Origin of the sequence: Clostridium acetireducens DSM 10703, from assembly GCF_001758365.1 — a bacterium.
Lineage (GTDB): Bacteria > Bacillota > Clostridia > Clostridiales > Clostridiaceae > Clostridium_C > Clostridium_C acetireducens.
In genome coordinates, this window is sequence record NZ_LZFO01000045.1 from 1 (window position 1) to 13059 (window position 13059).

Annotated in this window: 16 protein-coding genes; 4 read left to right on the forward strand and 12 right to left on the reverse strand. The window is 25.6% G+C overall.

Features of this window, described 5'->3' with window-relative positions; genetic code table 11:
* Together CLOACE_RS10655 and CLOACE_RS10660 are read right to left on the reverse strand one after the other, a co-directional pair.
* Positions 1 to 528 (reverse strand): quinolinate synthase NadA (locus CLOACE_RS10655; RefSeq protein ID WP_139141328.1); only part of this gene is annotated, 528 nt, incomplete at its 3' end.
* Between the two features lie 551 nt (positions 529 to 1079).
* Positions 1080 to 3116, reverse strand: coding sequence for a methyl-accepting chemotaxis protein (locus CLOACE_RS10660; RefSeq protein WP_070111214.1), 2037 nt, complete (start codon positions 3114 to 3116; stop codon positions 1080 to 1082).
* 207 nt (positions 3117 to 3323) lie between these two features.
* Between CLOACE_RS10660 and CLOACE_RS10665 the strand changes: the two genes are divergently transcribed.
* From CLOACE_RS10665 to CLOACE_RS10675, 3 genes are all read left to right on the forward strand, one after another.
* The gene (locus CLOACE_RS10665; RefSeq protein ID WP_070111216.1) at positions 3324 to 3599 is read left to right on the forward strand and encodes a LysO family transporter; all 276 of its coding nucleotides are present in this window, start codon (positions 3324 to 3326) and stop codon (positions 3597 to 3599) included.
* 3 nt (positions 3600 to 3602) lie between these two features.
* Entirely contained in the window at positions 3603 to 4199 is a 597-nt protein-coding gene (locus CLOACE_RS10670) for a LysO family transporter (RefSeq protein WP_070111218.1), read from the forward strand.
* Positions 4200 to 4792: 593 nt separating this feature from the next.
* Positions 4793 to 5920 carry a THUMP domain-containing class I SAM-dependent RNA methyltransferase gene (locus tag CLOACE_RS10675; protein WP_070111220.1) on the forward strand — a complete coding sequence of 376 codons (1128 nt, stop codon included), beginning with the start codon at positions 4793 to 4795 and terminating at the stop codon, positions 5918 to 5920.
* A gap of 72 nt (positions 5921 to 5992) precedes the next feature.
* Here the strand turns inward: CLOACE_RS10675 and CLOACE_RS10680 are convergent, their stop codons facing one another.
* The 6 genes from CLOACE_RS10680 to CLOACE_RS10705 form a co-directional block, all read right to left on the reverse strand.
* Positions 5993 to 6463 carry an erythromycin esterase family protein gene (locus CLOACE_RS10680; RefSeq protein WP_070111221.1) on the reverse strand — a complete coding sequence of 157 codons (471 nt, stop codon included), beginning with the start codon at positions 6461 to 6463 and terminating at the stop codon, positions 5993 to 5995.
* A gap of 64 nt (positions 6464 to 6527) precedes the next feature.
* Positions 6528 to 6890: a DUF262 domain-containing protein gene (locus CLOACE_RS10685; protein ID WP_070111222.1), complete on the reverse strand. Its 363-nt coding sequence runs from the start codon at positions 6888 to 6890 to the stop codon at positions 6528 to 6530.
* A gap of 96 nt (positions 6891 to 6986) precedes the next feature.
* Entirely contained in the window at positions 6987 to 7556 is a 570-nt protein-coding gene (locus tag CLOACE_RS10690; protein ID WP_070111224.1) for a DUF2812 domain-containing protein, read from the reverse strand.
* Complete coding sequence (locus CLOACE_RS10695; RefSeq protein WP_070111226.1) at positions 7543 to 7863, reverse strand: PadR family transcriptional regulator; 321 nt, start codon at positions 7861 to 7863, stop codon at positions 7543 to 7545. The genes CLOACE_RS10690 and CLOACE_RS10695 overlap by 14 nt, the downstream gene beginning before the upstream one ends.
* Before the next feature lie 104 nt (positions 7864 to 7967).
* Positions 7968 to 8345, reverse strand: a complete 378-nt coding sequence (locus CLOACE_RS10700) for a hypothetical protein (protein WP_070111228.1) — start codon at positions 8343 to 8345, stop codon at positions 7968 to 7970.
* Between the two features lie 416 nt (positions 8346 to 8761).
* Complete coding sequence (locus tag CLOACE_RS10705; RefSeq protein ID WP_070111230.1) at positions 8762 to 9397, reverse strand: cyclase family protein; 636 nt, start codon at positions 9395 to 9397, stop codon at positions 8762 to 8764.
* Between the two features lie 146 nt (positions 9398 to 9543).
* Here CLOACE_RS10705 and CLOACE_RS10710 point away from each other — a divergent pair, with 146 nt between their 5' ends.
* A complete protein-coding gene (locus CLOACE_RS10710) occupies positions 9544 to 9732 on the forward strand; it encodes a cell wall-binding repeat-containing protein (protein ID WP_070111232.1) in 189 nt (62 codons plus the stop codon).
* A gap of 86 nt (positions 9733 to 9818) precedes the next feature.
* Here CLOACE_RS10710 and CLOACE_RS10715 read toward each other — a convergent pair whose 3' ends face one another.
* The 4 genes from CLOACE_RS10715 to CLOACE_RS10730 form a co-directional block, all read right to left on the reverse strand.
* Positions 9819 to 10541: a FlxA-like family protein gene (locus CLOACE_RS10715; RefSeq protein ID WP_070111234.1), complete on the reverse strand. Its 723-nt coding sequence runs from the start codon at positions 10539 to 10541 to the stop codon at positions 9819 to 9821.
* A gap of 235 nt (positions 10542 to 10776) precedes the next feature.
* Positions 10777 to 11697, reverse strand: a complete 921-nt coding sequence (locus CLOACE_RS10720; protein WP_242866470.1) for a DNA adenine methylase — start codon at positions 11695 to 11697, stop codon at positions 10777 to 10779.
* Between the two features lie 27 nt (positions 11698 to 11724).
* Positions 11725 to 11955 carry a class I SAM-dependent methyltransferase gene (locus CLOACE_RS10725; RefSeq protein ID WP_070111238.1) on the reverse strand — a complete coding sequence of 77 codons (231 nt, stop codon included), beginning with the start codon at positions 11953 to 11955 and terminating at the stop codon, positions 11725 to 11727.
* 141 nt (positions 11956 to 12096) lie between these two features.
* On the reverse strand, positions 12097 to 12813 hold the full coding sequence (locus CLOACE_RS10730; RefSeq protein WP_070111240.1) for a TRM11 family SAM-dependent methyltransferase: 717 nt from the start codon (positions 12811 to 12813) through the stop codon (positions 12097 to 12099).
* Positions 12814 to 13059 lie beyond the last annotated feature (246 nt).

Below are 13059 nucleotides of genomic sequence, written 5' to 3' on the forward strand. Positions count from 1 at the left end.
TTGTCTATGTACAGGACAAAAACCTTGCCACAAAATTATATTTTTATTACTTACTTTTTCTTTTATGTACTCTCCTAAATTTTTATCTGGTAAAAATATAATTTCATCACTATCAATATTTTCAATTATTTTTAGTGCATTAGATGAAGTACAACATACATCAGATAAAGCCTTTATTTCTGTAGAAGAATTAATGTAAGTTACAACTTTAGCATTTTTATGCTTATTTTTAAAATCAATTAATTTGTCTGCATCTACCATATCTGCCATAGGACAACCTGCATTTAAAACTGGTAGCAATACAGTTTTTTCAGGTGAAAGTATTTTTGCACTTTCTGCCATAAATTTTACTCCACATAATACTATAGTAGAATTTTTATTTTCTTTAGCTAATTTACTTAAATAAAAAGAATCTCCTACAGCATCAGCTATATCTTGTACTTCTGGTGTTTGATAGTAATGAGCCAATATAATAGCATCTTTTTCCTTTTTTATATTTAAAATTTTTTCTTTCAAATTGCTGTACAATTTTTATACCTCCATTGTATAACCAAGTGTATATACACTTATTTTTTATATTAATAATAGCACGATATAAAGCTAATATCAAGGTTTTTAAAAAATTGCAGTACATTTTTTTTAGTTAAGAGTTAAGATTTAAGAGTTAAGAGTTTTGGAGAATTTTTTTCCATTGGCATTGGAAAAAAATTTATACATTTCTATAAATTTTATATTAGTTATTATATAAAAACTCTTAATTATTATATAGTTATTTTTAGTTATTTTGATTAAAATTATCCACTATAATTAGAAAAACTTTTAAAATTTAAATATAGAATATAATATTTTGTGAAAAATTCAAAAAAAAGAAAATAGGCTGTGCAAAAATATCACCTATGAACAGTAAAAATGTCAATTACCCAAGTATAAAATTATCAATAAAAAAGCATAACTAATCCCTAAAATATAAATTAAATTTATAAAAATGGGAAATAGCTATGCTTAATAATAAAAAACTTTTCGCAATACCATTAGAGAAAAGTTATCCAAAACTCCTAACTCCAAAAAGTCGTATTTCCTTATAACTTAAATTTATTAACTTCATCATTAAGTTTAACAGCTACTTTATTTAATTCTAAAGCATATCTAGAAACTTCCTCAGAATTGGCAAGCATTTCCTCAGAAGACGCTGAAATTTCTTCAGAAGAAGCTGAAGTCTCCTCAGAAACAGAAGATACTTCACTTACTTTATCAGAAACTACATCTTTAGACTTAATAGTATTATCTAAAGAAACATAAGTATCATCAATAAGAGGAATTACATTAGAAATAGCATTTAATACATCATTAAAAGATTCAATGGACTCTTTTACTGTATTAACTTGGCTTTCTACTAAATTTCCAACCTTATTAGAAGTATTAGCTACATTTATTGTTTCATGGCTTATAGAAGAAACTAAACTTTGAATTTTTTCTGTAGATTCCTTAGATCTTTCTGCTAGCATTCTAACTTCTTCTGCAACTACAGCAAATCCTTTTCCAGCTTCACCAGCTCTTGCTGCTTCTATAGCTGCATTTAAAGCTAAAAGATTTGTTTGTTCTGATATTCCATTTATAACCTCTGTTATATTTCCTACTTGTGAAACGCTGTCATTTAAAACATTAACTTTATTGGAAACAATTTCAAAGGATTCCTTTATATCTTCTATAGATTTTAAAAGAATATCTATTTTTTCTTTTCCAATATTAGCTTTTTCTTCTGTTTCATTAGAACTGTGTTTTGCTAATTCTAGTTTACTTTTCATATTATTTATTTCTTTATCTAAATTAATTATATTGTTTGTTACTTCTGATAAATCACTAGCTTGTTCAGTAGCACCTTTAGTTACCTCTTGTATAGCATTAGCTACTTCATTTGTTACTAAAGTCATTTGCTTTGCATTATTACTTAAGTTATTTGACATATCTTCTGTTTTATAAGCTTGATCTTTTATATTTTGTATAGTTTGTTTTAAGCTTTCACACATTTTTCTAAAATTCAAAGCTAATTCTCCTATTTCATCTTTACCTGAATATTCAATATTATAATCAAATTCGCCTTCAGCTATTTTTTTAGAGAAAACTACTATATTTCCTACAGGATCTACTATATTTTTAGAAATTGAATAAAATATTTTTGAAGCTACTAAGAAAGATACTATAGCTAAAATTAATATTAGTACAATTATTTTGCGTATAGCTTCATTAACATTTTTCATGGATAATCCTATATTAATTTCTCCTATATATTTATTATCCTTATATACTGGAGCCAATATGTTGTAAACTTTTGTATTATTTTTTTTGTATTTATCTATACTAGAATAATATTTTCCTGTATTAATACTTTCTTTTACTTCTTTACTATTAATAGTTTGTCCAACTTTTTCTTTATCACTATGAGCTTGAATTTTTAATTCTTTATTTATATATGCTGCATAAACTATATTTTTATCTTTTGTTAAATTTTCAACCAATGTTTGATAACTTAATTCTTTGTTTAATTTTTCAATTTTATTTGCTAAAATTCCTACTTGTATCATGCCACCACCAGGCTTTTTAATATAACCATATTTGTAATAATAATCTGAATTTCTGCTTTTTCTTATACTTTCCATGTATTCATCCTTTTTACCAGTACATATTAAGTTAAACACTTCAGCATTTCCAACCTTTGAAAAATCCACACCTAAGCTACTTGGCACATTGGAATAAACTACCTTACAACTTGAATCTACAATATTTAATTCATCAACTTCAAAGCACTTAACTAATTTAGATAAATAGTTATTATCATTTATTTTATCACCTTCACCATTCATAAAATTAGCTATGGTTCTTATTCTTGTAGCTATTGAATCATCTATTATATTCATAGCTACTGTATTATTATTTATTTGATTGGATATTTGTCTTGATAAATTAATTCCATCAGATTTCATTTGATTAATTAACCTATCTTGAGTTATATATATGGATATGCTGCTTATTAAAGCTATTACTACAAATAATATAATTAATGGTGTATTTAGTACTTTAAATTTTAATGACCTATTATTAAAAAAGTTTTTTTTCATACTATAATAACCTCCTATCTAAATAATTTTTTCTTCAATAAAATATTAATTTAATAATTTTCACACTATTCAAATTATTAAATTATAGCATATTTTGCTATTATATTCAATATTTCATATTTGCTTTAAAGTATATCTTCCAATTTTTTAATAAAACATATATAATAATATATATTTAATAATACTATTAAAAGGAGAGAATTTTTTATGTGGGTTATACTAATTTCACTAACTTTAGGAATAGCTGTAGGCAAATTAGAAATCATACCAAAAAAATATTTAAAACATAATTCTAAAGTTCAATACTTAGGTGTAGTAACTTTGCTTTTTTTTATGGGAGTTTCTATTGGAATTAATAAATCTATTATAAACAACTTAGATATTATAGGTTTTAAATCTTTAGTATTTTCTATTTTAACCACAGTATTTAGCATACTATTTGTTTACATATCTACTAAAATATTTCTAAAAGGAGATGCTTAATACATGTCTATTACAATAGTAATATCTATACTTATAGGAATTTTATCTGGTTATTTCTTTTTAAGCCCAGGTATAGCTAACAGCTGCGAAACTTTTATTAGTATAGCTTTGGCAGTTTTAATATTTTCTGTAGGCATAGATATAAGTTCCAATAAAGATTTAGTAAAAAATTTGAAAGAAAAGGGATTTAGACTTTTCTTAATTCCTATTTCTATAATTTTAGGAAGTCTAACTGGTGGATACATAAGCGGTTTATTTTTTAATCTGGATTATAATGTTAGTTTGTCTATATCTTCTGGGTTTGGTTGGTATAGCTTATCCGGAATAATATTGTCCAAGCTTGCTAATGCTGAAATAGGCACTATTTCTTTTATTTCCAATGTATTTAGAGAACTTATAGCAGTTATATCTATACCTTTTGTAGCAAAATACTTCAATGCCTACTCTGCTATAGCTCCTGCTGGTGCTACTTCTATGGATACAACTTTGCCTATTATATCAAAAGCTACTAATTCAGAAGTTGCTATAGTAGCCTTTTGTAATGGTGTAATTTTAAGTGGCTTAGTGCCAATACTAGTTCCCTTTTTTTACTCTTTGTAAGAAAAGAATAAATAAGGAAATAAATTAAGCATAAAATCTATGTATAAAAAATAAACAATAAAATATGTAGAATAATTTGCATATAAAAAATAATTTGTATAAAAATAATACACCAGCCTCATAAAGAGAGTTTGTAAATAAGTCATTTCATTAAGACACTCTAAGAATAAAAAATAAAAAAACTCCTACCCAATTTATGCCCCGTCCTTGGGGCGGAAATTGGCTCGTCACGTCCTGTGACGAATTACGGAGTTTTTTTATTTTTTCTTCTAAGAGTGTCTAAAATTTATTCAAATTATTTACAAACTCTCTTTATGAGGCTGGTGTATTATTTTTATACAAATTATTTTTTATATGCAAATTATTCTACATATTTTATTGTTTATTTTTTATACATAGATTTTATACTTAATTTATTTCCTTATTTATTCTTTTACTTAATTAGCGAACTAACTTTAAACGATAATTGGCATAATTACAAATTATGGAGTAAATATATGTATTTATATTTACTTAAAATGTATTTTTGTATATAATATATAAATATAAAAATAATAAATATAGTAGTAAATTTATATAGAAGGAGAAAAATTATGGCAAAGTTTAAAGCTATTGCTACTTCTGCTTTTGGTATTGAAGCAATTGTAGCTAAAGAATTAAAAGCACTGGGTTTTAAAGATTTAGAAATAGAAAATGGAAAAGTTACTTATTTAACTAATGAAGAAGGCATATGTAAGTCTAATATATGGCTTAGATGTGCAGATAGAGTTTTTATAGATATTGCAGAGTTTGAAGCTACAAGCTTTGAGGATTTATTTCAACAAACAAAAGCAATTCCTTGGGAACAATACCTTCCTGAAGATGCTAACTTTATTGTTAACGCAAAATCTGTAAAGTCTCAATTATTCAGTCTTTCAGATATTCAATCTATAGTTAAAAAAGCTATTGTTGAAGAACTTAAAACAGTTTATTTAAAAGATTGGTTTGAGGAAACAGGAAGTAAATATCCTATTTTAGTATCTATATTAAAGGATAAAGTAACTATATCCATAGATACTAGTGGTGATGCTTTACATAAAAGAGGATATAGAGAAGTAGGAAGTTTAGCCCCTTTGAAAGAAACTTTAGCTGCTGCTATGATTAAAATAAGTGGTTGGAAAGGTGAAACTCCTTTAATAGACCCATTTTGCGGCTCTGGAACTATTCCTATAGAAGCTGCATTAATAGGACTTAACATACCACCGGGAATAAACAGACATTTTGCTTGTGAAAAGTGGGATATAATTCCTAAGGATGTTTGGAAAAAAGTTAGAAAAGAAGCCTACGCAGCCATAGAGTACGATAATGTCTTATCCATAGAAGGTTACGATATAGACGAAAGAGTTGTAAAAATAGCTATGGAAAATGCAGAAAAAGCAGGAGTAGATGATTGCATTCACTTCCAAAGAAGATCTGTAAGTGAGCTAAGCTCTTCTAAAAAAGGCGGATTTATAATTTGTAATCCTCCTTATGGAGAAAGATTAAACGACAAAGATGAAGTAGAAGAACTATACAAAGAAATGGGTAAAGTATTTAAAGCTTTAGATTCTTGGTCCTACTTTACAATTACTTCTAATGAAAACTTTGAAAAATGTTTTGGAAGAAAATCTGATAAAAACAGAAAACTTTATAATGGAAGGTTAAAATGCTACTATTATCAATATTTTAGTAATAAAAGATAATATAAATTTACAAAAAAACTCCTATTCAATTTACCTTCCGTCCTTGGGCAGAAATTGGATAGGAGTTTTTTACTATTTTAAAATATTAACAGGCTTTACACTATCAATAAAAATAATTGCATCATAAGCATTACAAGGTTCCATATTTAATGTATAAAACTTATTACTACAAGAATACCAACTTGTAAATTTATCTCCTATAGTTATCATTCTTTGTTTTTTACTTAATACCTCATTTAATTCTTTATTTTCTTTAACTTTATGCAAATCTATCCATGCATCTTTTACTTTCAAATCGTTTAATAAAAATGCTATGCTATTTTGACTTTTATTTTTTACTTCAAACTCTCTTCTGCTATCACTTTTAGAATCATAAGCTAAAAATTCTGTTTCATAACAATCAGTTCCTATGCTGTAGTATTCATCTTTAAATGCATTTTTAAGATGTTCTCCCATAGATGTAATCCCTTTAGTTGCTGCATCTACATTTATATCATTTGAATATATAATATGAAATCCCGCCTGCAATATTCCTTCACTCATACCACCTGCACCACAAAATAAATCAATATTTAATAAATATTTTTTCTTTTTGTATCCCTCTACTTCAGGAAAATTTATATAGAAAAAATAAATTTATACTATTATTAAATATTTTGTATAACTTGCCTTTCATCTTTACTACATCTTCTGTAGCTTCTACTATCTCATCTTCTGATAAATCTTTGAACTTTTTGCCATCAACTTCTAATTTATTTCCAAAATAAGAATCAATAGTTCTTAATCTTTGTTGTCCATCAATTACATGTATATATTTAATATGAGTTTCTAAGTCTAGTTCTCCCTCTGCTATAAATATTTCTGGGCAAGTATATCCCAATATTATTGTTTTTATAAATTCTTTTTGATGAATTGGCGACCAAACAAAATTTCTTTGATAAAATGGATCATAGATTAATTCCTTATTCATAATTAGCCTAGATTACGAACTATCTTATATTTACAGATAGTAAGACAGTCTTAATTATTCACTGTATTGTCGTCTTGTTAGTCATCTCTAGAAATTCTAATTTTCTTTTAACATAAAATATTGTCGATATGCTTTCAAGTAGCTAATTCCAGAAAAAACACACATAATTAGTGGAAGCAGTTTAATAATTACAAATGGTGTTTCAAATAAAAACGCTTTCCAAAACAGTGAGCCTTCCATATCCCAAAGTCTTTTTGTTGCATATAAACTTGAATCTTTGTATGTTATAAAGCTAACCACCAAAAACATAACTGTTAATGATAGTGAATAGTTCATTAATCGCTTATAATAATAAATATTTGATTCACGGTCAGAAAAAATATCCTCATTACCATCAGCTAACTTTTGCCAATATTGAATGCTGCCAAATCTTGAGCCTTTTATATGTTTCCATCCGAAGTCTTCATATATTGTTTTGTATTCTTCAAACTTTTCTACTGGCATGTAATTTTGATAATCCAATCGTATAACATAGTCTTCGCTAGTATTTTTAAATGTATATACTCCTAATCTGCTAATATTTGAGCAGTAATAACCCATTTGTAATTGCTTATTCAACCATTTCTCTTCCTCAATAATATTGAAAAACTGTTTAACTTTCTTCATCTAACTCACTCCTTTCATATAGGGATATAATATTAAGTAATCTTTCTCGCTCAATTTTTAAAATTTCTATTCCTTCATCTGTAATTTTATAAACTTTTCTTCTATCATTTCCCCCAATCACTGGCTCAATCCAACCGTGTTTATTTAGATTTTCAATTGCACCATACAAAGTTCCAGCAGCTAATTTTACAGTACCTTTGCTCATTATTTCAATCTTTTGCATAATTGCATAACCATGAAGTGGTTGACGCAAAGCTAATAAAATATAATGCATAGTTTGAGATAATGGTAATAATTTATGTTTCATATTTTCACCTACTATTCAGTTTGACTATACAGTTTAACTGAATAGTATTATACTACAGTTCAACTGTATAGTCAAACTGAATAGTAAATTTTATTCCTAATAGATTATTGTAATTTAAATTGAGATATTATTATATGAAAACAATTTTCATCTAAGTATATAGCTGCAGAAATTGAAATATTATATTCATTTGATAAATCTTTAAAAAATCTTAGCCATTCTCTTCTTAATTTAACACTTCCTATTGTATCTGGTCTAATAAATCCTAAAGTTATATTCTTCATATAATATTGATGATTTTTAGGACTTGAAAATTTAGTTAAATCTGTATAATAGTCTGTTTCCTTTAATGTCTTACTAAACAATTTATAAAAAAGAGCTTTATTAATTATTGCAACATATATCTCCGAATTTTTACTATCAAATAATTTTATTTCATTTATGTAATTATTTATAATCTCTATATAATTTTCGCTGTTCAAAAATGCCCCTCCCCATACCATATTGTCATAAAGTATATCATTTTAATATACTTTATGACAATTCCAATAAACTGCTATTAGCATTTAACTTCTTATATAATTGTATTATATTAATATTTTCTATTTAAAAATTATACTTAATCTTCTCTCTAAAATAAAAAACTTTATACATAATATAATTATTATTTTTAATAGAATAATAGACAATTCCTTTTAAATCCTAGAATTGTCCATTAACTTAATACTATTCAGTTTTATTTATTATCATATTGTTTAAATCAATAACCGCTCCAACTTCTTTCAAAAAGTCTATTCCTATAAGTACATTTTCTATTTCAATCTTTTTACCTTTATAGGTTAATTCAATATTACAAAATGGAAGACCACATTTAAGTTCTATATTTAATATATAGCTACTACTCTATAATAGCTACTGCTCTTACTGGACATCCATCTCCATCTTTGATTTTCAATGGAAAAGCTGAAAATTTAAAATTCTTACCTACTAGTTTATCTAAATCTTTAAGATTTTCTACAACTATAATATCTTTTCCTAAAACTATTTTATGATTAACAAGTTCTGCATCAGATATTTTATCAATTGAAATAACATCAAGACCTATTCCCTTAATGTTACTTTCAGCTAAATATTCAGCACATTCTTTAGATAAAACTGGAAAATCTCCAATGTACTTTTCATCACGCCAGTACTTGTCCCAACCAGTATAAATAAGTACAAAATCTTTATCAGATAAATTATATTTTTTTAAAATATCTACCCCTATTTCTTCTCCTTCTTTAACCATAGAACAATCTATAAGTACAGCCTGTCCAAAGAATTTATTTACATCGCAACTTGAAGTAGTAAATCCATCCTCAAAAACATGAGCTTTGCAATCTAAATGTGTTCCTAAATGAGTAGTCATATCAATTCTTGTAACTTTATAACCATCCTTATCTACACTTGAAACTTGCTCTAAAATAGGTGCATCAGCTCCTGGGAAAAATGACATTTTTTCTTGAAATACATGTGTTAAATCAATTACTTTCATACAATACCCCTCCATAGTTTAATTTTTAATGTACTTTACTTTATTATAATATTAATTTGGGTTTAAATCATAAACAGATTGGACAACTAGTGATGATATTATATTAGTTTCAGGGAGATGCTTATGCAAATTCAATAAGCGCATCAGTGCTATCTAGCAAATTAAATGCAGCAATATTACTTATAGGTAAAAATACACTTAATACAGATACTAAAAGTGTATTATCTCCACCAAAGAATATATACATCATTGGTGGAGATAATACAGTAATAACTTTTAAAAACAAAAATTTAGAAGAAGCCATAAGACTTACTATAAATAAGCGTTTAGTATAACTTAATATTATCCCTATACCAATGAATGCATAGTTGAATATATTATCAAAACTTAACTATAAGTTAATATGCTAATTACATCATATTTATATATACACATCTATTTTTTTTGTTGGCTTTGATGTCTTAGAATTCTCTGCTGTTTTTTCTTTTTGCTTTTCTTCAACTTTATTTTCATCTACCCTTTTATCTGTTTTATCTGTTTTATCTTCTTTTTCTTTTACTTGTTCATTACCTTTCTTGATTTTATCGTTTACATCTTTTAAAGTATTTTGTATTTGTTTATTGATGTTTTCTATTTTTGAATTGGTTTGAGATAGTTCTTCTTTTTTATTTGTTACATCAAGTCCTCGTCCCTCATCTAGTTTAATTTCACTTGCTAACACTCTTGCTTGTCCTTTCATTTTTGTATTCACAGCATTTTGAATACTTACTTGTTTTAATGATGAGGATAGTGATATTAAATTTACTCCCTCACTGTCATTTACTGTGTATTCATCTTGTATAGATTGATTTTGCACTTGTTTTTGCAATTTCTCTTCTTTTTTTTCTCTTTCTTGTTTTTGTACTTCCATATTCCTTTTCATTAGCTGTTCATTTAACTCATCTAACTGCTCTCTTAAATCTTTTTTCATATCTAGTTTTTGTTCTGCTGATAAGCTTTCATTTTCAGATATTTTCACCATCTGTTTTTGTACAATTTTTATTTGCTTTTCGATTCCTTTTACTACACTATCTTTTTTATCCTGTGAGTAATAAAAGTTACGATTTGAAAAAATGCTTATATTTTTATTATTTCCTACCATCATAATATTTTCCTCCTATTTTTATATCAATTAAAGAAATACTTTCTTATATACTTTTATCCTTTAGCAAATTTAAGCATAGTTTTCCCCCCATATTATAAAATTTTTGTCTTTATTAATCTATTCTAGTAGCTTATCTATTTTTCCTTCAATAATAAAATATATAAAATAAGAGTGTTTATAAGTATAAAACTTATAAACACTCTTATATAAACTTTTTATTATTAATAATTTACTCTTATTTACTATAATTTGTAACTAATATTTCCCTTATTTTCCCTCTTCTGTTTCCTTTAGAATTAATCATTCTACCTGCCATTACTCTGTTAATATTAAACTTAATATATAATTCATCAAAAAATTTATCTTCCTCATTTGTATTAGTTGGATCTGAATTACTTAACATAAATAATGCACCTTTATCATCTATAGACTTAGCCCATTCTGCTAATCTTTTTTGACTATCATCATTAAAAGGTATTTTTGAATAATCTGTAAAACTAGAAGTATCACTAAGTGGTCTATATGGAGGATCTATGTATATAAACGTATTTTTATCTATGTATTTACCTACACTTTCGAAATCTCCCAATGTAAGTTTAACTCCTTTTAAAGCTTCTTTCGCATTTAATAAATTTTCTTTATCACATATTGTTACCTTTTTTCTTTTTCCAAAAGGTACATTATATTTACCTCTTTTATTTTGCCTATAAAGTCCATTAAAGCATGTTTTATTTAAAAATATCATTCTAGCAGCATGGTAAATCCAATTTTCTGAATACTTTTCGTAATCAATATTTTCTTTTTCTTTATTAAACGTATCCCTTTGCTCATAAAACATATTTTGCTTATCTTCCATGTTTTCATAACTTAAATAAACTTTTTCTAAGTTTTTCAAGTAATTTATTAATTGCTCAATTTTATTTTGAATTATATAATAAGTTACTATAAGTTCCCCATTTATATCATTCAAAATTACTTCTTGAAAATTGTATTTAGATTGCAAATAAAAAAATACTGCTCCTCCCCCCAGAAAAGGTTCAATATACTTTTTTATTTCTCCTTTTTTAAGTTTTTCCGGATAATACTGCTCAAATTGTGGTAATAACTGACTTTTGCCTCCAGCCCATTTCAAAAATGGCTTTACATTAGTTTTCACCTTTTTCACTCCTAATCTCTACACTTACTACTTATTTTGCAATATTTTTTTCTTAGTTAAATTTAAATATTCTATCTGCATATCTATGTCTATAAATTGTCTTTTATTTTCTAAATCTACTATTTTATTATCAGAACCACAAAACGGATCTAATATTATATTTTTTTCATTATTGTTACCAATTATACATCTATTTTTTAAGACCTTATTACAATCACCTAAACACAATTTACAGTTTTCATTCTGAAAATAAATCATTTTTATCTATCTTACTCAAAAATTTATTTAAATTACTAATTTTGTTTAAAATTATATTATAACATATAAACTCATTTTTTTATTTTACTATAATAGAGAATAAAATTAAAGTTTAATTTAAAATAAAGTTTAATTTATATTTTAAAAATTTTTTCTAAATACAAATAAATATTCATGAGCTATTAAATAAAAATTCCTTTTAAGACTGATTTTTTCCCAATATTTCGTAGATCTACAATTATGTTGTTGCTTAATAATTATTTCTTTGAGTTTGAAGCCTGTATTTATAAATATATTCATAACATTAAATGCTAAAGGAACTACATATCCATTTTTTCTAGTATCCCCCATTAAAACAGCACAATATTTGTTGTTTTTTAAAACCCTATAACATTCCTTACTTACTTTTTCTATAGCAATATAAAATTCTTTCTCATTCATTAAAGATAAATCACCTTTTATTCCATTACTGTATTTAATAATATTAAAATATGGGGGATGAGTACATATTAAATCTATAGATGAACTTTTTATAGAATTAAGATTAGTAGCATCTTTCCTCAATAAAACAATATTTGACTTCAATCCTTTTATTCTTTCTTTAGATATCATAAGTGCTTTTTTATTTATGTCACAACCTATAGCTCTTCTTCCAAGTAAAGCTGATTCTACTAACGTTGTTCCACTACCCACAAATTGATCTAATACAATATCTCCTTTTTTTGAATATCTACTTATTATATTTCTAGGCACATAGGGACTCCAATTTCCTGGATAATCTCCTTTATGACCACTCCAATCCCCTCTATTAGAAAAATTCCATACTGTTGTAGTTTCTAATTCAAATTCCCTTTCCATTACTATCACCAACGTTTTTGTCTAAATTATGCTCAATTCAGAAACTAAATAATCAATCTTCAATAATAAAAGCAAATAGTAAATTATATGTTATATAATACTATAGTAAATATATTTAAGGTTCTGTTAATTAATTATGAAAATATAGCTTTGAAAATCACAAAATTACTATATGACTTACTTTAAATAATAAAAATTATAAAATTAATATTTTGTGGCATGACAAAAAAGCCTATCTATTTATAG